This is a genomic window from Paenibacillus assamensis DSM 18201, assembly GCF_000422445.1.
Classification (GTDB): Bacteria; Bacillota; Bacilli; order Paenibacillales; family Paenibacillaceae; genus Paenibacillus_B; species Paenibacillus_B assamensis.
The window spans coordinates 165645-184783 of the sequence record NZ_AULU01000013.1 but is presented as its reverse complement, the minus strand read 5'-3'; the positions used below and the strand labels follow the sequence as shown (position 1 = coordinate 184783).

General features: G+C 43.6%; 18 protein-coding genes. 7 read left to right on the top strand and 11 right to left on the bottom strand.

Annotation, left to right across the window (positions count from 1 at the left end; translation table 11 throughout):
- Positions 1–79: 79 nt before the first annotated feature.
- Positions 80–1150, bottom strand: a complete 1071-nt coding sequence (gene rlmN, locus H580_RS0110030) for a dual-specificity RNA methyltransferase RlmN (protein WP_028594662.1) — start codon at positions 1148–1150, stop codon at positions 80–82.
- A 374-nt stretch (positions 1151–1524) separates the two neighbouring features.
- Here rlmN and H580_RS23905 point away from each other — a divergent pair, with 374 nt between their 5' ends.
- Both H580_RS23905 and H580_RS0110020 read left to right on the top strand, forming a co-directional pair.
- Positions 1525–2922, top strand: a complete 1398-nt coding sequence (locus tag H580_RS23905; RefSeq protein ID WP_051217375.1) for a choice-of-anchor I domain-containing protein — start codon at positions 1525–1527, stop codon at positions 2920–2922.
- Between the two features lie 33 nt (positions 2923–2955).
- Complete coding sequence (locus tag H580_RS0110020; RefSeq protein ID WP_028594661.1) at positions 2956–3738, top strand: hypothetical protein; 783 nt, start codon at positions 2956–2958, stop codon at positions 3736–3738.
- Between the two features lie 104 nt (positions 3739–3842).
- Here the strand turns inward: H580_RS0110020 and H580_RS0110015 are convergent, their stop codons facing one another.
- From H580_RS0110015 to H580_RS0109995, 5 genes are all read right to left on the bottom strand, one after another.
- Positions 3843–4679, bottom strand: coding sequence for a YitT family protein (locus H580_RS0110015; RefSeq protein ID WP_028594660.1), 837 nt, complete (start codon positions 4677–4679; stop codon positions 3843–3845).
- Positions 4680–5368: 689 nt separating this feature from the next.
- Positions 5369–6346 carry a ring-cleaving dioxygenase gene (locus tag H580_RS0110010; protein WP_028594659.1) on the bottom strand — a complete coding sequence of 326 codons (978 nt, stop codon included), beginning with the start codon at positions 6344–6346 and terminating at the stop codon, positions 5369–5371.
- A 343-nt stretch (positions 6347–6689) separates the two neighbouring features.
- Entirely contained in the window at positions 6690–7469 is a 780-nt protein-coding gene (locus tag H580_RS0110005) for an SDR family oxidoreductase (protein ID WP_028594658.1), read from the bottom strand.
- A gap of 412 nt (positions 7470–7881) precedes the next feature.
- Positions 7882–8238: a nucleotide excision repair endonuclease gene (locus H580_RS0110000; RefSeq protein WP_028594657.1), complete on the bottom strand. Its 357-nt coding sequence runs from the start codon at positions 8236–8238 to the stop codon at positions 7882–7884.
- Between the two features lie 199 nt (positions 8239–8437).
- A complete protein-coding gene (locus H580_RS0109995) occupies positions 8438–9487 on the bottom strand; it encodes an NAD(P)/FAD-dependent oxidoreductase (RefSeq protein ID WP_028594656.1) in 1050 nt (349 codons plus the stop codon).
- Between the two features lie 259 nt (positions 9488–9746).
- Here H580_RS0109995 and H580_RS0109990 point away from each other — a divergent pair, with 259 nt between their 5' ends.
- The 3 genes from H580_RS0109990 to H580_RS0109980 all read left to right on the top strand — a co-directional run bounded on the left by H580_RS0109990 (position 9747) and on the right by H580_RS0109980 (position 12799).
- Positions 9747–10664: an iron-hydroxamate ABC transporter substrate-binding protein gene (locus H580_RS0109990; RefSeq protein WP_028594655.1), complete on the top strand. Its 918-nt coding sequence runs from the start codon at positions 9747–9749 to the stop codon at positions 10662–10664.
- A 120-nt stretch (positions 10665–10784) separates the two neighbouring features.
- Positions 10785–11795, top strand: coding sequence for a FecCD family ABC transporter permease (locus tag H580_RS0109985; RefSeq protein ID WP_028594654.1), 1011 nt, complete (start codon positions 10785–10787; stop codon positions 11793–11795).
- A complete protein-coding gene (locus H580_RS0109980; RefSeq protein ID WP_028594653.1) occupies positions 11792–12799 on the top strand; it encodes a FecCD family ABC transporter permease in 1008 nt (335 codons plus the stop codon). The genes H580_RS0109985 and H580_RS0109980 overlap by 4 nt, the downstream gene beginning before the upstream one ends.
- A gap of 271 nt (positions 12800–13070) precedes the next feature.
- On the opposite strand, the gene H580_RS0109975 is transcribed toward H580_RS0109980, so the two are convergent.
- The 3 genes from H580_RS0109975 to H580_RS0109965 form a co-directional block, all read right to left on the bottom strand.
- Positions 13071–13808 (bottom strand): SDR family NAD(P)-dependent oxidoreductase, encoded by a 738-nt coding sequence (locus H580_RS0109975; protein ID WP_028594652.1) that lies wholly within the window; start codon positions 13806–13808, stop codon positions 13071–13073.
- A 192-nt stretch (positions 13809–14000) separates the two neighbouring features.
- A complete protein-coding gene (locus tag H580_RS0109970) occupies positions 14001–14771 on the bottom strand; it encodes a zinc ribbon domain-containing protein (protein WP_028594651.1) in 771 nt (256 codons plus the stop codon).
- Positions 14772–14944: 173 nt separating this feature from the next.
- Positions 14945–15709, bottom strand: coding sequence for a class I SAM-dependent methyltransferase (locus H580_RS0109965; RefSeq protein WP_245583533.1), 765 nt, complete (start codon positions 15707–15709; stop codon positions 14945–14947).
- 349 nt (positions 15710–16058) lie between these two features.
- Here H580_RS0109965 and H580_RS0109960 point away from each other — a divergent pair, with 349 nt between their 5' ends.
- Together H580_RS0109960 and H580_RS0109955 are read left to right on the top strand one after the other, a co-directional pair.
- Entirely contained in the window at positions 16059–16466 is a 408-nt protein-coding gene (locus H580_RS0109960) for a winged helix-turn-helix transcriptional regulator (protein WP_245583532.1), read from the top strand.
- 264 nt (positions 16467–16730) lie between these two features.
- A complete protein-coding gene (locus H580_RS0109955) occupies positions 16731–17270 on the top strand; it encodes an NAD(P)H-dependent oxidoreductase (RefSeq protein WP_028594648.1) in 540 nt (179 codons plus the stop codon).
- An 80-nt stretch (positions 17271–17350) separates the two neighbouring features.
- Here H580_RS0109955 and H580_RS0109950 read toward each other — a convergent pair whose 3' ends face one another.
- Entirely contained in the window at positions 17351–18025 is a 675-nt protein-coding gene (locus H580_RS0109950; protein WP_028594647.1) for a YdeI/OmpD-associated family protein, read from the bottom strand.
- 156 nt (positions 18026–18181) lie between these two features.
- Positions 18182–19006 (bottom strand): Cof-type HAD-IIB family hydrolase, encoded by an 825-nt coding sequence (locus H580_RS0109945; RefSeq protein ID WP_028594646.1) that lies wholly within the window; start codon positions 19004–19006, stop codon positions 18182–18184.
- Between the last annotated feature and the right edge of the window lie 133 nt (positions 19007–19139).

Below are 19139 nucleotides of genomic sequence, written 5' to 3'. Positions count from 1 at the left end.
CTTCGTCGGTGGGTACGCTCTTTTATTGTCCAAAAATGGGTTTAGTCTCCACACTCAATATCACATGGTCTCTTTACGCTTATTTACTCACTTCAGCTTTCTTCATCTGCTTACTGCGCAGCTGTCCGCATGCGGCATCGATATCACTGCCGTGCTCCACGCGCACGCTCGCATTAATCTGATGCTTCTTCAACACATCGAAGAACTCCAATACTGAATCGCGTGTCGTACGTTGGTACTGGCTGTGCTCATCAACTGGATTGTATGGAATCAAGTTTACTTTCAAGAACTGGCGCTTGTCCTGAATCAACTGCGCCAACTCCAACGCATGCTCTGGGCGATCATTTACATCCCGCAGCAAGATATATTCCAACGTCACCTTCTGATTCGTCTTCGCAAAGTAATAATCCAACGCCTCCATTAACTGCTCGATTGGAATCGCGCGGTTAATTTTCATGATTTGCGTACGAAGTTCATTATTAGGCGCATGCAAAGACAACGCCAAATTCACCCGCAAGTCCGCATCTGCGAACTCCTTAATCTTCGTAGCCAATCCGCTCGTCGATACGGTAATTCGTCTTGAGCCAATCGCTAAACCTTTACGATCGGTAACAACTTTCAAGAAATTAAGCAAGTTCTCATAATTATCGAATGGCTCGCCGATTCCCATGACAACGATATGACTGACAAGCTCACCTTTGCCAACCGCATCAAGATGATGCTGAACCTTCATAATTTGCTCCGCAATTTCACCACTGGATAAGTCACGGCTTTTCGCAATTAATCCACTCGCGCAGAAGCTGCACCCGATATTACAGCCAACTTGCGTCGTTACACAAACCGATAGACCGAATTTATGTCGCATCAACACCGTTTCGATCAGGTTGCCATCTTGCAGCTTAAATAGAAACTTGATCGTGCCGTCCGCAGACTCTTGTTTCACGTGCTCGGTTAACGTTTGAATGACAAAATGCTCAGATAGCAGCTGCAAACAGTCTTTGTTCACATCATCCATTTGAGCGAAATCCGTCACCCGCTTGCGATACAACCAATCCCACACTTTTGCTGCGCGAGACTTCTTATGTCCGTGTTCGGACAGCCATGCTATTAATTGATCTAGTGTTAATCCATAAATGGATTGCTTATTCATTCGTTGTCCTCTTTTCAAAACACTGAATTTCTAAGTTCTATTTAACGCAACTCCCTATACGTTCCAGCAAGCCACGCCTATACTCACAATCTGCTTCTTATTGTCCCAAATTTTATATATGAAAACAAGTGAATTTGATGAAGCGAACCGGCTAACCATTTCACACAACACGAATTGGAATCAAAGGAGGAATTTGTTTATGGCTGTCGAATAATATCGTTAATTATCACCTATCTTGCCCAAGTGAGAACGATTTCCCCCAATTGTACGCATCCATGAACAACCTACATACATTCATTTTCCTTAGCAAGTCAGTAAGTTAACCAATCTAGTTACCCATCCAAAAAAATGAATAGGCAAAAGGAGTGTTTCGATTGAATCGTAAACGTTGGTTTATTTCTGTTACCTTAGCATGTGTATTATCTACTGCTTCGCTGTTCTCTACAGCCTTTGCAAGCAATGACCATGACAAGCATTCACATTCATCCCACCAATCAGGGAATCACAGCCATAAGCATAATGAAACTAAGGTACAAAATAAAAGCGGCTTCCAACTTGCAGCTACTTACGCCATGCCTAGCAAAGCAGCAGAAATCATCTCCTCCACCCCAGACGGCAGCACACTTCTCGTAACCGAAGCAAATTTAGGCTCTATTAGTGTCGTATCCATTAAAGATCTGAAAAACATCCAAACTATTAAGCAAATCAGCTTGAAATCTATATCCGCCGAGGCCGAGGTAACAAGTGTAGTCGTTACACCAAATGGCAAATATGCATTAGCAGCTGTACGGACAGGCGACAACGTAAACAACGCCAATAAAGGTGTCATTGCTGTTGTCGATATCGGAGCTGGCACCATTGCCAAAACGTACGAGGTAGGAATCGGCCCCGACGCGATCGACCTTTCCAAAGATGGCCGTACGGCAGTTGTCGCTATCGAAGATGAAGAACTTGACCCCATTCTCGATGAAATTGACTTCAGCAAAGTAAAACGCCCTGGCTCTGTAGCCATTCTATCCTTCCCGCAGGCAGATGTGCTGAACGGAACGGTAACGGATGTACCGATTGATTTGACGAATGCAGGTCCTAATGTCACGTATCCGAATGACCCGCAGCCTGAATACGCTGCTATCAGCCCTGATGGCAAGACCGCAGCTGTAACCTTGCAAGAGAACAATGCGATTGCGCTCATTGACTTGCAGAGCAAAAAAGTAACGAAAGTGTTTGGCCTTGGTACAACGCAGCATAAAGCAGACTTGAAAACGGACGGCGTCGTTTCCATTACCGAAGACCTTACTGCTCGTCCTGAGCCAGACGGAATCGTATGGAGCGCTAACGGTAAATATTTGTACACTGCGAATGAAGGCGATCTCGGTTCTAATGAGTTCAAGGACGGCGTATTCTCCGGCGGACGCAACATTATGGCATGGGATCTCAATGGTAATGTCGTGTATGACAGCTTGGATCTAATTGATCGTGTCAACGCCGAAGCTGGTGTATATCCAGATGACCGTAGTCCAAAGCGCGGCAGTGAAGTGGAGAACTTAACGATCGGCAAGTTCGATGGTAAGCAGATTCTGGCTGTATGTTCCGAGCGTGGCAACACGATCTTGTTCTTTAACGTAACGAATCCCTTGAAACCAAAATACTTAGGCTTAGTTCCATCCGGTGGCAAAGCACCAGAGGGCATTCATAAAGTAAACAAACGAGACTTGTTTGTGAGCGCAGATGAGAAGACAGGTACACTGAGCTTCTATCAGTATAAAGATTAATCGATCTACGGGAAGTAAGCAGGAGGACATGCGATGAAAAATCTCAAAGTTCACCTCGTGTGGCTTGTCATCGTGCTATTCATTACGGGAACAACCGTTGTCGCATCCAATGAGTGGGTTCTCACCAAATATGAGGGGAACATATTTTTTGAGGGGAACGAGCTCGGAAATCATCCAAACCTGCCATTCCTGCAAAAGGATGGGCTGACGTATATCCCTATCCGTTCCCTTGAAAATGCCGACATAGGATTTACGCGATACGATAAAGCCAGCAAAAGCATTTATATCGATATGTATCATTCAATTGATGAGGTTGGAGGCGCATCAAACTTATATGCTGACAACGAAAATTCTTTATTTCACCTTCGGATTAACAGCAGTAAAGGGCGATATAACGTAGGAGAGCCGCTGGCAATTTGGTCCGTTCTGAGCAACAAAAGTGGGAAACAGGCGAAACTCCATCATGGTAGCCCATTGCTTCATTATTATGTAACAGATGCAAAAGGGGCCATATTCGGGGAAACAAGAGCTTTAGCTCTGCGAACGAGCGACATTGCCCCTCAATTCCAGGAAGCTAGATCATGGAGTAGGTTCGTTGCCTATCAATACAATCGCGGCTCATCTCCACGCTACGACCTAGAAGGTGGCGAAGAAATTTTTAAGAAGGAAATTATCAGACCTCTCCACCTGCCTGCTGGAACTTACACGATTGGTGTCGTTGCAGATTACCGCATGGCAAGTAATGACCCAACGAAAAGCATTATTGACCTGCCTGTACAACGTTTAGAATCAAGCATCCAGATTACGATTGAATAGTCACCTAGATAAGACATCTACATGCTAGGTACAAACAAAAAAGGCAAGGAAGCCAACCCTGAAGGGGAAACTTCTTCGCCTTTTTTCGTTACTTTGATATTCCGTTATTTCGATATATCTACAAATCCCTCACCGAACACATCGCGTACATCATGAATCGTAATGAACGCGTCCTTATCGTGGGAGCGTACAATTTTTTTCAATGCGCTCACTTCTTGCTTGCTAATAACAACATACAGGATTTCCTTCGGTGTATTCGTATAATGACCTCTTCCGTAGAAGACGGTAACGCCCCGATCCATCGACAAATTGACCTGCTCCGCAATGTCCTTATGTGCATCGGATATAATCATGCAGGCCTTTTGTGTATTGAGACCTTCAATAATAAAGTCCATTACCTTCGTGCCTACATAAAGCATCACAATCGTAAACATTAAAGCTTCCGCACCAATGATGAAGTACGAGGAGAACGCTACAATGAGATCAAAGAACAAGAGTCCATAGCTGATGTTCCAGTCTAAATATTTGTTCGTAATGCGTGCAAGTATCGTCGTACCTGCTGTTGTCCCGCCTACACGAATAATTAAGCCAAGCCCTACTCCAGTAAAGACACCACCAAAGATGGCATTAATAATAAGCTCGTTAGATGCAATCGACCAATCTTCTGTAAGGTACAAAAAGAGGGAATTAAATAGGACCGCAATAATTGTATATATCGTTGTCATCTTGTCGAGGAACCTGTACCCGACAATTAACAAGAATGCATTAATGACCAAGTTCACAAGCCCCGGAGACCATTGGAATAAATAATAAAGAATAATCGTAATCCCTGTAACCCCGCCTTCTCCGAATTCATTCGGAATAACGAAGACGTTAATCGCTACTGCAAAAATAAAAGCTCCAAGCATAATCATAAAAATGTCTATAAATCGCTTCTTCATCTTTTCTTCCTTTCTGGATGACGCCCCAATAAATGATGTCGAAATCTACGTTGTCATAACTAAAAGCCATCCTCTGCAAGGAGAATGCTTACTGTAAAATAATTCAATAAAGGGACATCTATGTATATCAACGCTTGATTCATAATGGCGAACTTCCACGATGTATATTTAACGTGCTGCATTGTCTCCCTAACTATACGTACAGCTTAAACTGTCCATGAGAACAGCCGTCATATCAGGTAGCACTAACAAGATACCATATACTAGTATTTTCGTCTATTGGTCGATTACCTTTAAAATTACTATAAATAGGGGGCTGAAACGGTGCGCTTGTTCTACAAAAATAATCATGTGTTGACAATAATTTGATTTAGTAACTATACTATATGCAAAGGAAATATTGATTATGCAGCACCTACCTTTAGCTTCAAGAGTAGCTGCGGTCTTGGACGATTAATTATGCAGCTGCCATTCTATAAGGTAACCCATTTACGATGAAGTTTAGCAAGACGGGATCATCTTATTTTTAAAAATGGCTAGAAAAATAAATTTGACCAGATCGGATTATTTTTTCAATTACCCGCGATATTTAGCGGACGAATGGCCAAACCATTGACACTTATAACCTAAATAAGGAGAGACTGCGCAATTACTATCCTGCACGGCCTCTCCTCTATTGCTTACATCCATTATTCCTTCACAAACGTTTTCGTGCTGCGAACCGTATCGATTGGGCGAACCAATTTCTCGATGTGGTCACGCTTCTGTTCTAGGAACGGCGGTAGGGACAACTTCTCTCCAAGCGTTTCATAAGGCTCATCTCCCATAAACCCAGGGCCGTCTGTTGCGAACTCGAACAGAATTTGCGGTGCTACCCGAGCATAAAGTGATTCGAAGAAGTAGCGATTTACATAACCGGAAGTATTGAAGCGATAGCTTTCCAAGCGCTCCATCCATGCATCCAGCTCCTCACGATTGTCCACACGGAATGCCACATGATGAACCGTGCCGAAGCCTTGTTGTGCACGTGGAAGAGACTCGTTATGCTCTACAACGACTTGCGCGCCGTTACCGCCCTCCCCCATTTCAAACAAGTAGAAGTCGCCTTCTTGTGCGATTTCTTTGAAGAGGAACACTTTCTCCAGCACTTCCTTGAAATAATCGAACGGAGCAATACGAATGAAGACAGGGCCTAAACCAGTAATGGCATACTCCAATGGAATTGGACCATCCTGCCAAGGCGTACCGGATGCGATGCCTTTGTTGTACTCATCTGAAATAAGTTGATATTGCTGGTCATCGAAATCAACGAATGATAATGTCTTTTTCCCGAAGAACGTTTGAATCCCCGTATGTTTTACTTCCAAGCGATCAAAGCGCTTCACCCAGTAATCCAAAGCGGCATTTGTCGGTACTCGGAATGATGTTTTTGCAATCTCGTCTGTACCATGCACACCCTTCTGAATGCCAGGGAAATCAAAGAATGTCATATCTGTACCTGCGCTGCCCTTATCGTCAGCAAAGAATAGGTGATATGTCTGTATGTCATCTTGGTTGACCGTCTTCTTTACAAGACGCATCCCCAATACATTTGTGAAAAAATCATAGTTCTTCTCTGCACTGCTTGTAATTGCCGTAACATGGTGGATACCTTTCAATGGATTCATTATAACTACCTCCGTATGATTGTCATATTTGAGTCTGCTCTGTTTTGAAAATACTAACCATTGCTGTTGGAGATTAACCAAATTCCCTCGTACAGCCTAACTGTTACTGTGTATCGTACATCTCTGTTGAGTTATCTTTAATTAAATTATCTTTAATTCGAGATAAATATATCATGCTTATAAGTTACTGTCAATAAGTTAGTGACTACGTAGTTTTGGAGGTAGTGATTAAAAAAAGGAACTGATCCTGTTCCGATCAGTTCCTTTCATACATTGCTTATTTTTCACGACAAGCGCTGCAATATGATGTTACATAGTTGCTTACTTAGCATCCGTTCCATTTTTATTTACCTCTAAATCCACCTTCGGACTTAATGATTTGCCCTGTTATCCATTGAGACTCATCACTAGCTAGAAAACGGATCGCTCGCGCCGCATCTTCAGGCACGCCGATTCGCCCCATTGGGAACATGGGTTGCAGAAAGCCTTTCAACGTATCGTCCATCCACCCTGAATCTGTCGGCCCCGGATCTATCCCGTTAACCGTAATATGCAGCGGTGCCAGCCCAACCGACAACGGTTCAATTAAACCTAGCAGCGCACCTTTCGTTGCAATGTACGCCAAATTATCTGGATCGTCTCCTTTGGACACCATGTAGACGATTCTTCCCGGCGTCCCTGCTGGATAATACTGTTCAAATCTTCGGGCAAACATCACGCTTAACATAATCGTCCCCTGATTGTTAACCGTATAATGCTGATCGAGCGAGCGCAAATCAAGTGTCCGATAGTTCGAAGGTGCGCAATAGGCCGCATTGTTGATCAAAATGGTCGGGACACCTAACGTTTTCTCTACCTGCTCCATGATCATCGCCGGCATATTAGAATTGGCGTAATCAGCTTCCATATGGCACGCCCTCACACCTAAGCTCTCCAGCTCCTGGCATAATTGCTCTGGCCAGCCGATCTCCACGCCATTGCCTTCGGCTACATCAAACGCATGCCAATGCGTGAAGAATATGTCCGCTCCTGCGCGTGCTAATTCGCGGCATATAGCTGTTCCAATTCCAGTTGAGCGGCTAGCGCCCGTAACGATTGCAATTTTATTTTTCAATGAATACATAGTCATAGTTAATTCCTCCGTTTTATTCATATGGAGGATAGCAGGCGTTGCATAGTAGAGATGCAGATTGGTCGTTCCTAATTGTTGATTGCTGGGCTGTATATATTGTACATATCCATACAAAAAAGCGGACACCCAAAAAGGTATCCGCATCATGAATGTATATATACATCGCTCATCCTGCGTATCCTGTAAGGTTGACGATAGGGCTACCAAATAAACGAGCGGCAGAAGCAGCGCAAACTAGCGACACCTCGTGACTCACTACCATTGGTATGCTATCAAATTCATCAGCTTTACAGGTTATTTGGACACATACTAAGCGATGGGCTCCTTCCACTTGCATCTCTAACCTCAGCATAACAATGGCTTTGCTCAAAGGCAAGGGAATGTTTGGAACCTGTACTTTTACTTATTTATAAAATACTTTATCCACATTGTACTTCGCTTGGAATTCGTTAATGATGTACGTTTCGTAAATTTCACGATCGACCGCATCTTCAATGACACATACTTCAATTTTGCTTACTTCGTTTCTGTAATTTTTCATAGGGGATACCGAATCTTCGAAGTGCTTCTTAATTCTTGGTCTAAGCTTTCTCGCTTTACCTACGAACAACAACTCATCCTTGCTGTTGTAGAACATAAAGATGCCGCCCTTTTCACGCGTGATGAGGTGGAAATCCGTAAAACCATAAATATTGCTCAGCTCAGGTGCAATCTCTTTGTAAATTGTAACGTCCGGTGTTGGGACCGTAATGTTGATCATCATCGTTCACTTCCTTATCTCTTATAGGTGTACATACTATCACAATCTGTATGCAAAACCAATCTGTATATAGGTTGAAATACACGAGCCAACAACAGAAAGGCCGCTCCTAAATCGGAACGGCTCATCCTTTTAATCACAGATTATCAAATGTCGCAGCGCACAAAACTAAACTTGGTTCTCACCGATTCGTAATCGGCTAGCTCATCATTTGCTTTACAAGCTCGCGGTTGCGTTCTTTGAACACTTCATTATGAGACGATACCATCCCCCATTTGCTTGCTTCTGGTTCAATAAATAGCTTCGCTTGGTTGACCGCATTCGCCGCGTCTTGGAACGCGCCAGCGATAAGGTGTAGCTTCCCTTCATGATGCAAGATGTCCCCTGCAGCGTATAATCCTGGCACAGACGATTCACCCTTCGGATTACAAGCCATATAGAATTCATCCACTTGTTCGATGGGAAGATCGCTATTGCCAATTAATGCTGAATCACGTTCATAGCCATGATTGATAATGACCTCGTCAATCTCCAGCTGCGTCACTTCACCTGTCTGATGGTTCGTCAGCTCCACACGCTCAATCACTTCATGACGCTCATCAGCGATTAGCTTCGTAATCGTCGTATGGAACAAGCATTCCACAGAGCTGTTCATCAACTGCGACACTTGTGCTTCATGACCTGACAAAGCATCTTTACGGTAAGTTAGATACACTTTGCCTGCAATCGGCTCCAACTCATTAGCCCAGTCCACAGCTGAATTGCCGCCACCAGAAATAACGACCGTCTTCCCTTTAAAATAAGCCAACGACTTAACCGTATAGTTCAGGTTCGATACCTCATAGCGCTCAGCGCCTTCAATTTCCAGCTTCTGCGGATTCAAAATACCACCGCCAATTGCCGCGATAACCGTCTTCGAATAATGTTTCGTTCCTGACGCTGTATGTAGGACAAACAATCCGTCTTCATTTTTCTCCATGGACTCTACTTTTTCATTTAACACAACTTCAGGATTAAAAGTGAGACCTTGCTGAACGATTTGTTCAATAAGTTTCGCACCCGTCGTAGGTACAAGTCCGCCTACATCCCAGATCATTTTCTCCGGATACACATGAACTTTACCGCCTAAGCGCGGCTGGAATTCGATCAGCTTCGTCTTCAATTCTCGCAAGCCGCTATAGAAAGCAGAGAACAACCCTGCGGGTCCGCCACCTATTATCGTCACATCAAAAACTTCAATTTCATCCATCTCCGCACACTCCTAAATTGATATCTCCGCAAGCTCGTTGTTCATGCGAAGTGTCTTTATATCCTGTATATGCTAACTTCCATTATTTACTTGATTGACTTTGTGCATAGATACTCTTATATTAATTACGTATTGTTAATGATAATCATTATCAGTATAAAACGCAATACGATATCTCAATCTATTTGTATCGTTATTGTGAATTTCATTTTAAACGTTAACGATCAGCAGTACGAAACTGCCTAAAGGAGTACATATGATGAAAAAACTATTTTTCCCTCTGCTTCTCTGCCTGCTTGTCCTTAGTGCGTGTGGTAACCAAGCGCCCGCTAACAAGGAAGCGGAAGCACCTAATGAAGCAAAAGCAAGCACGATTACGTACCAATCAGAAGGTGGTCCTGTACAAGTTCCTGCTGATCCACAGCGCGTCATCGTTCTAGGTTCATTCGCAGGGAATGTTGAAGCCTTAGGTGTTAACCTAGTTGGTGTAGATACTTGGACGAAGAAAAATCCGAGATTTGCAGAAAAAATGAAAGAGGCTGCAGAAGTATCCGATGAGAATTTGGAGAAAATTATTGAGCTTAAACCGGATCTAATTATTGGTTTGTCTAATATGAAAAATGTAGACAACTTAAATAAAATTGCACCGACGATTACGTACACGTACGGTAAAGTCGATTATTTAACACAGCATATCGAAATCGGAAAATTGCTGAATAAAGAAAAAGAAGCTCGTGCTTGGGTCGATGACTTCAAGAAACGTGCTCAACAAGCTGGAAATGAAATTAAAGCTAAAATTGGTGAGAACGCAACCGTTTCTGTCATCGAAAACTTTGATAAGCAGCTGTACGTTTATGGCGACAACTGGGGACGCGGTACAGAAATTTTGTATCAAGAAATGAAGCTTAACATGCCAGACAAAGTGAAAGAAATGACGAAAGAAGGCTACTATGCCCTTTCTACGGAAGTTCTTTCGCAATATGCGGGTGACTACGTCATTCTCAGCAAAAATAAAGAAGGCGATAACTCCTTCCAACAAACGGAAACATACAAAAATATCCCTGCTGTGAAAAACAACCGTGTATATGAAGCGAATATGATGGAGTTCTACTTCAACGATCCGCTAACACTTGAATTGCAGTTGGAATTCTTTATTAAAAGCTTTCTCGGCAAATAAGTAAGCAAATAAGCAAGTCCTTGTACGACTAGGATAATAAAGAACCTTCTCCTCCACAGATTAATGTGGTTGGGGGGTTCTTTTGTCCATTTAATCCACAATAGAAAAGATGAGCGACTTATGATGAAACCTAATCGACGTAAGATTCCTTATCCATTAAAGCTAGCTATTGGTTTGATCCTATTGCTAGCTACACTCTCAGCATCGCTTGTACTAGGCGCTGCCAACACAACGTTATCAGATGTATGGCTTGCCATTACGTCAAAAGAAACAAGCGAGTCCATTTCGATTATTCGCGAGCTTCGCCTTCCGCGTGAGTTGGGCGCGATGTTCGTTGGGGCTGCATTAGCTGTGTCTGGGGCGATTATGCAAGGGATGACGCGCAACCCGCTGGCTGATCCGGGGCTTCTTGGCTTAACAGCCGGGGCCAATGCGGCACTCGCGATTACGCTTGCCTTTATCCCGACAGCCAATTATTTTGGCATTACGATTGCATGCTTTATCGGTGCGGCGGCTGGGGCCTTTATTGTATTCGGCATCGCTTCCTTGAAGAAAGGCAATCTTTCTCCGCTGCGCCTCGTGTTGGCCGGAGCTGCGATGACCGCATTCCTGAATGCGATTGCACAGGGGATAGGTATTTATTTTAAAGTATCAAAAGATTTGTCCATGTGGACGGCTGGTGGATTGATAGGTACTACGTGGGAGCAGTTGCAAATCATTATTCCATTCATTTGTATTGGCCTCATTCTAGCCATCTTATGTTCAAAGCAGTTAACGATTCTGAGCTTAAGTGAGGAAGTTTCGATCGGACTTGGGCAAAATGTGAAATGGATTAAAGCGGTGTTGTTTGTGGTCACAACGCTCCTTGCCGGCGTTTCTGTTGCCTTAGTCGGCAATATCGCCTTTCTCGGGCTTATGATTCCACATATCGTACGTGGCATAGTAGGGACTGACTATCGCTATATTGTGCCAATGTGTGCATTAGTCGGCGCTTCGTTTATGATGTTTGCCGATACGATGGCACGCATTATTGGTGCACCGTATGAGACGCCTATAGCAGCTCTTATTGCCGCTCTTGGCCTGCCGTTCTTCTTAATCATTGTGCGTAAAGGAGGGAAAACACTGTCATGATTCCTCCCACTCTCATTCGCAAACAGCGAATACTGTTGATTGCATTTTCGGCTCTTATTTTACTAACCACTATCGTTAGCTTAGGGCTGGGCTACTCCTCTGTTTCGTTTGACCGAATAGTACCTACACTGTTAGGCAACGGTACGTTCAAAGAAGAGTTTGTCTTATTCACGCTTCGCCTGCCTCGAATTGTCATTACCGTGCTTGCTGGTATGGCATTAGCGCTGTCAGGGGCAATTTTACAAAGCGTTACACGCAATGATCTGGCCGAACCGGGTATTATCGGCATTAACGCAGGGGCTGGCGTCGCCATTTCAATCTTCTATTTATTTGTACCGATTCATGTGGATTCGTTCGTCTATCTCATTCCTGCTGTAGCTTTTGCAGGGGCATTGCTGACGGCGGCTCTCATTTACGCATTTTCCTATAACAAGCACACAGGTTTGCAGCCTGTTCGGCTCGTTCTCGTTGGTATCGGATTCTCCATGGCATTGTCGGGTCTTATGATCGTGATCATGTCTGCGGCAGACCGTAACAAAGTCGATTTTATTGCAAAATGGATGTCGGGCAATATTTGGGGGACAGACTGGCCGTTCGTGTGGGCAATACTTCCTTGGCTTATCGTACTCATCCCATTTACGCTTTATAAGGCAAACCGGATGAATATCCTTATGCTAAGCGAGCCTGTCGTTGTTGGTGTTGGCGTTTCTGTACAGAAGGAACGAATCGTGCTGCTGCTAGCGGCTGTCGCATTAGCGGCATCTGCGGTGTCCGTTACAGGGGGCATTGCCTTTATTGGCCTTATCGCTCCTCACTTAGCAAAAGCGCTTATCGGGCCCCGCCATCAGCTGTTTATTCCGTTAGCCGTGCTGCTCGGCGGTTGGCTGCTGCTGGTTGCTGATACGATCGGCCGCAATATTGCTGATCCAGAAGGGATTGCAGCAGGTATTATGTTTGCGATTATCGGGGCGCCATACTTTATCTACTTGTTGTGGAAGAAGTAGTCCTTGCTGTCCAAAGCCTTCATGAAAGACGATTCTACTAGTATAAAAATCTACTGCTACAGGTGACAACAACCTTCACTTCCATTCAAAAAATGGTTAGTGAGGGTTGTTGTTTTTAATCCTATAATCACTTAAGGATTTTTCTTTTTTACAGATATCCGGGGCCAGTAGGCTTCGGGATCTAGTCAGGTTCTTTCTTTATATAAGTATAATATGCAATACAAGACTTCCTCTCTTTTAAGAACAGGCTTCCTTTTTCCTGCCCATCCTATTAAACACTCGGCCACGTATCTAACTGGATCGAATTAATGGAGCAAATCCTATCACGCGTAAGCGCAAACGTAATTGCCTCCACCACATGCCGATTCGAAATTTTCTGGTCGTTACGAGTGTTTCGAGGATGTGACCATTCTGAGTCAACCGGAGAAACATCGTCAAAGTCAGGCGGATATACCCCAATAACACGAATTCCTTCCGGCTTAAGGCGATGGCGCAGCCGATCCGTGAAGCCAGCTTGAGCAAACTTAGCTGCATGGAACGCTTCATGTGCCGACTCATGCTGAACGTTCAACAGACCGCATACGGATATCATATTGACGATATCGGCACCTTTGGAACGGCGCAGCAGCGGTAGGAAATGACGTGTAGTAAGGGTAGTGCCTACAGCAGCAGAGTTTATCGTGTCGCTAATCTCTTCATCGCTCACACTATCTAACTCTCCAGCCAGCCACATTGCACCATTGTTAATCAATATATCGATCTCTGGACTTACGCGCTCTACTCCCTCGGCAAATAAGCGTATCTGCTCCGCATTACGCAAATCCACCTCGTATGTAAATGGTACTTGTCCTGTTGTCTCTTCTACAAGCCGACACGTTTCGTTAAGACTATCCTTCGTGCGTGCAGACAGAAACAAGTGAGCCCCCATCTTTGCCAAGCTAATCGCTAAGGCCTGCCCAAGTCCACGACCCGCTCCTGTAATGACAACTTTCTTCCCTGCTAACTCCATCGTTATCCCTCCTTGGTTTACACATTCCACCATTTAAGCATATAGAAATGTTATTACTTTGTAAACTTAAAAGTATAAAAAGTTTGTGTGGCTATTCTGATACACTGCTTTTACAAGAAGAAGAGCTGCTCCCTATTAAATATAGGTGCAACTCTTCACTTATACTTTTATACTTTCAAATAGGGCTTTACATTAGCAATGACAGTCTTCTTCTTCCTCTTCTCCTTCTGGAACCTCGGTAGAATCACTAACTTTTTCATATATGATGTCGTCTTTACCATTATTAATATATAAGTAAGGCTCTCTTAAGTAATAATGCCTTCCCTCTTCATCTTGTATTTTGCCTCTAACTATCGATAGCGTCGAGTTGCTAGCTATAGGAGTATCGGTATACGGTGCAAATACCGATATCGATTGATTACCTGATATAACGATTTGTTTAAATAGAGCTTTCATAGAATTAACTGCCCAAGTTCCCTGCATTCCCTCTAATTCCTTAATTGCCTGCACATACATTTGCGCGTCCATATGCATGCCGCTAAGTGTGAAAAACTCCTTGGCTTTATTTAAATCTCCGGCTCCATATTGCCGTAACCCTTCTTCATAACTAAGATTGGCTAAGTGAATTTCGGAGTCTCTGTATCCTTTTAAATCAACAAATATTTCAATTGCTCTCGTATTTTCGTTATCTTGCATAAATGACCTTGCTTGCAAATACTTAGCGCTAGGAAGAATATGACGCTCAAAAATAAAGCCTACAGCTATAACGGCAATTACGGTAACAACATTTTTAAAGATAGATCTTTTAGACTTCGGTTTTCTATTGGATATCTCCATTACTTCCTGACTATGTATGGCAACCTCCATCTTTTCGACGTCCGGCAGCATCACTCTTTCGCCACAATTACCGCAAAATCTATCTCCATCTTTAATTCTATGTTCTCCGCAAGTTGTACAAAGCACGCAGAACCACGCTCCTTTCCTCTATATGATTTAAAGCGCAAATCACATAAAACACACCCCTTAAAAAGACGTTGGCTTCACGAAAACGGCACCAGCGTGTAATTTAAGGGGTGTACGATTACGTTATATCGTTAAGACAGTATCCATTATTTCGGCCTAAGAAGTACGTATGACTAAACAGATTTCCTAGCTATCAAGAAAAATCGATGTTCCATCGACTCCACATAGCCCCTCTCCTCCACTTGTTCTTGAAGAAGACAGAGCTTATCAAAGTGCTTCTCGACTGTGAAATTAGGAAACTCCCATTCAATGATTTTAGCAAAATACACAAGTGCGCCTACATCGAAGAATTTCAACTTCGGAAAATACTCGCCCGAATCGATGATGGTAAACCCAGCCTTTATAAGCTCTTCACAGCTGTTAGCAAGGTCGAACGTTCGGTCCACAATGTCAGGTGTTTTACCTAATAAAAAGGTGGAAAGCTCCTTATTGTTCAGTCCACCGACCTGCTGTGTGACGAAGATGCCGTTCGGCTTGAGAATACGGCGTACCTCTTCTACAGAGAAGGCTTCGTGGCGATTGATCACCAGATCAAAGAAGTTGTCTTCAAACGGCAGCTCATTGTCATCGATAACTCTTCTAACCTCAATCCCATGAGCAGGCAGCATGCGCTTGCACAATTCATAGTTCGGTAGGTAAGCCTCGGTCGCGTACGTACTACCCTTCGGTGGTGCAAGGGATAATAGAAATTCTCCTCCACCCGTCCCCATGTCCAGCAACGTTGTGGACGAATGTATATAAGATAAGACTGTGGCTTTGTAATCCCAAGGTTCAGCCTGAAACTCAGACCGACCGTCAATATAGGAGAAATCCCAGCCTGCAAATGTCTTTTCCTCTTCCGATTTCCATAGGTTCTTCCATTCATTTATCTTCATCATAACTGTACCCCTCTCGCATCATTGATCATTAGTTGTTCATGTGCGGATGCGGTGCAGCTGACTGATAACAGTCCTTATGTAAGCTCGGCGCAATCTGTTATCAGATTAGCTCAACTGCACCGAGCAGTTACCCATTTTCATCATCAGAATGACCTCTCTTAAACGTGACATATACATATATTGTACATTAATTAGGCATTATATGTAAATATGAACATTTATATATAATACCTTCATTTGTTTGTGCCCCTTTAGTCGGAGTTTTATGTGGTTTACATTTCCAATTTAACACCATATACTTTATATAAGTAAGTACGCACTTTCTCGTTTGATACTTACCAGAAGGGAAGTGTTCCTGATCGAAACCCCTAGTCCATTCTACGAATTCAACGGAAAGACGTATCAATGTCCGATCGAACTGTCCATCGCCTTGTTCGCCGGAAGATGGAAACCCACTATTATTTACAAACTGCTTGATGGCAAGAAGCGATATGGCGAGCTGAAGAAGCTCATCGAAGGTATTAATCACAAAGTGCTTGCCGAACAACTGCGCGACCTTGAAGCAAGCGGTATTATCGCTCGACATGTCTTTCCAACGAATCCTCCAAAAGTAGAGTATGAACTAACTCCTCTCGGCGAAGGTCTAAAGCCTGCCATTGACCATTTACAGCAATGGGGTCTTCAATTCCAAGCCGAACACTCAAAGACTAGGCCCGTTGCAAACCATTGTCCTGAACTTGCTCAGGAACAAAAATAAAACCGACACGGTTACCGCCCCTGCAGGTACTGACCCCCGTTTATGAGATAGGAGTCATTACTGTATGTGCATAGACGCTGGACGGTTTTTTCTGTTATTCTGTTCTGTCTTCTATGAAACGAGATTTCTTAAAGTAACACAACTTACGCTTACCTGTGGGTAAGTATCTTCCGAAAAAGTGCGTACTTATTTTTTGTGCGTAGTTGCTTTATGATGAATATGATTAAGTCATACATCCAAATCGGAAAAGTAGGAGTGGTAAAGATGAGCGTGTTAGTTATTGCGGTTCACCCAAATTTAGCTGAGTCCAAAATTAATAAAGCGTTAATTGAGGAACTAGGAAAGCACGAGCAAATTACCGTTCACACCCTTTACGAAGCTTATCCTGACGAAGTTATCGATGTTGCTCGCGAGCAGCAGCTTCTGCTTGCACATGATCGGATTATTTTTCAGTTCCCGCTTTATTGGTACAGCAGCCCGCCTCTATTAAAAAAGTGGCTCGATCATGTGCTGCAATACGGCTGGGCTTACGGACCGAACGGTGAACATTTGCAGGGGAAAGAAATTGGCGTATCAATATCGGCATACGGAACCAATGGGCAATACCAAGCGGATGGACATAACCGTTTCACGATCGAAGAACTGCTAAGACCGTTTGAGGCAACCGTGAACTTTGTAGGAGCTTCTTACCTGCCTCCGTTCAAGCTTTATAATGTAGGCAGCCTAACTGAAGAGCAGTTGGAGCAAGGCAAGGCAGCGTATGTACAGCACCTAACTTCTACTCAGCTTTCTCACGCAAAATAAATATAAATAAACACAGCCATAACATACAAAGACCCCCAATCTATTCGCCGATTGAGGGTCTTATTATTTTTCATCTACCTTTATGAGAGATCTTTGCGATACAGCTCGCGGCTTTTATAGCCTGCTTGAAGAATCATTTTCATCTCATCCCGGCGCTTTGATCGTGTCGCTTCTTGCTTTGCGCTGTACACATAACGTGCCCAGTCCTTGCGATAACCTGGAGTCAGCCCCTCATAGATCGTCAGCAGTTCTGGTGAATCTGCCAAGTCTTGTTCTACATTTGGAATTAAGGCAATGTAATCATCTACACATTGACTGGACGCTGAGGAAGTCTGACCTTTACCCTTCGCATTTTCTTTAAACCCGACCACAGTAAACACATCATCAAGGCCGACCATACGCGCAAATTTCACCGTGCTCGTGCCGACATAACCCTGTTCATCACTGCCTAGTCCAGACAGTAGGTCATCACGGTGAATAAACGTATCGTATACTTTATTGCCCTTTTTCGGATAGGCAGCAAAGAGGTAGCCGTTCTGAGTGAGATGCTGCTTATCAATAACGCGATTTACAAGCTCCTTTAAGGATTCCATATCTAGTGTAAAAGCGAAGATGAGATCGTACGAAGTGCCTTCTTTCAGCGTTGTATGATATTCTGACAGCTCTGTGAAATAATCAGAACCTTCGGGCTGATTTAATATAGCAGCTTGCTTATACTTATTTAGATTCAATTTTTCTACGATGGTTTTAGACATTGGTGCTTCATCTCCTGCCTTGCATGTGATCGAAAATGTATTGGTCAATTCAGTATAGCCTATCGCATGACCGATAATAAATGGATGGATAGTTGAGATATAAAAAACGCCCCGAAGGGCGTTTCATACATGGACTATGTTCAATACTAGTAATGGTTACGTTGCTGGAACGAGATCGTTTAGTACAAACCGTTCTACCGCTTTTGCTACCCCATCATTCATATTTGTATCGGTAACGTAATCAGCTAACTGCTTAATTTCATCTGGTGCATTGCCCATTGCGACAGCAAGACCTGCGAACTCAAGCATCGCAACATCGTTATAACCATCACCCATCGCAATAACTTCTGAGCGCTCGATGCCAAGCTTTTGGATAAGATGATGCAAGCTTGTCCCTTTGTTCACACCGTCTTCCGTAAACTCTAGGAAAAATGGCTTGGAGCGCATCACATTCAATTGTCCTGCCATTTTCGCTTTTAGCTTTTCTTCTACAAGGACAAGTTTCTCGGGCTCTGCCACCATTAGTACCTTTACAACAGGTACTTGAACTGCCTCAGCGAAGCTTGGCACCTCAACTACTTTCATCCCTGTAATTTCAGATTCAACATGGGTATATTTAGTCGCTTCCTCTGTGATGATATCATCGCCGACATACGTCAAAGCTGATACGCCCTCTTCAATGCTCATCTTATGAAGCTTGTACGCCATCTCTGGCGTTAACGTACTGCTGAACGACTCTTCTTGCGTCTTCCAGTTAATAATTTTCGCACCGTTGAACGATAGAATATAGCTGCCATAACGCTCAAGATGCAGCTCATCTGCCAATGCTCGCATCGCGTAGGTTGGGCGGCCTGACGCCAATACAACTTTAACGCCTGCTTCCTGTGCAGCCATTAGTGCTTGCTTATTGCCTGGCGAAATGGTTCCGTCATTACGCAGTAATGTATCATCAAGATCGAGTACAATCATTTTATATTTCATATGGCAACATCCCTTTATCTATGGTCTAGTAAAAGTTAAGTAACTCATTCTACTATAACATTTCTCTGGATGTTGAGGCTCACCAATATCTGTTGCGGATACTGTGAAATGGGCGCACGTCAATTACAGAAGA

Bases quoted from the DNA above. Each gene is read 5' to 3' on its own strand.
- H580_RS0110005 (WP_028594658.1), bottom strand. From the start codon at position 7,469: ATGTATTCATTGAAAAATAAAATTGCAATCGTTACGGGCGCTAGCCGC.
- H580_RS0109975 (WP_028594652.1), bottom strand. From the start codon at position 13,808: ATGGAGTTAGCAGGGAAGAAAGTTGTCATTACAGGAGCGGGTCGTGGA.
- H580_RS0109990 (WP_028594655.1), top strand. From the start codon at position 9,747: ATGAAAAAACTATTTTTCCCTCTGCTTCTCTGCCTGCTTGTCCTTAGT.
- H580_RS0109965 (WP_245583533.1), bottom strand. From the start codon at position 15,709: ATGATGAAGATAAATGAATGGAAGAACCTATGGAAATCGGAAGAGGAA.
- H580_RS0109985 (WP_028594654.1), top strand. From the start codon at position 10,785: ATGATGAAACCTAATCGACGTAAGATTCCTTATCCATTAAAGCTAGCT.
- H580_RS0110010 (WP_028594659.1), bottom strand. From the start codon at position 6,346: ATGAATCCATTGAAAGGTATCCACCATGTTACGGCAATTACAAGCAGT.
- H580_RS0109980 (WP_028594653.1), top strand. From the start codon at position 11,792: ATGATTCCTCCCACTCTCATTCGCAAACAGCGAATACTGTTGATTGCA.
- H580_RS0109995 (WP_028594656.1), bottom strand. From the start codon at position 9,487: ATGGATGAAATTGAAGTTTTTGATGTGACGATAATAGGTGGCGGACCC.
- rlmN (WP_028594662.1), bottom strand. From the start codon at position 1,150: ATGAATAAGCAATCCATTTATGGATTAACACTAGATCAATTAATAGCA.
- H580_RS0110020 (WP_028594661.1), top strand. From the start codon at position 2,956: ATGAAAAATCTCAAAGTTCACCTCGTGTGGCTTGTCATCGTGCTATTC.
- H580_RS0109950 (WP_028594647.1), bottom strand. From the start codon at position 18,025: ATGTCTAAAACCATCGTAGAAAAATTGAATCTAAATAAGTATAAGCAA.
- H580_RS0109945 (WP_028594646.1), bottom strand. From the start codon at position 19,006: ATGAAATATAAAATGATTGTACTCGATCTTGATGATACATTACTGCGT.
- H580_RS0110015 (WP_028594660.1), bottom strand. From the start codon at position 4,679: ATGAAGAAGCGATTTATAGACATTTTTATGATTATGCTTGGAGCTTTT.
- H580_RS0110000 (WP_028594657.1), bottom strand. From the start codon at position 8,238: ATGATCAACATTACGGTCCCAACACCGGACGTTACAATTTACAAAGAG.
- H580_RS0109955 (WP_028594648.1), top strand. From the start codon at position 16,731: ATGAGCGTGTTAGTTATTGCGGTTCACCCAAATTTAGCTGAGTCCAAA.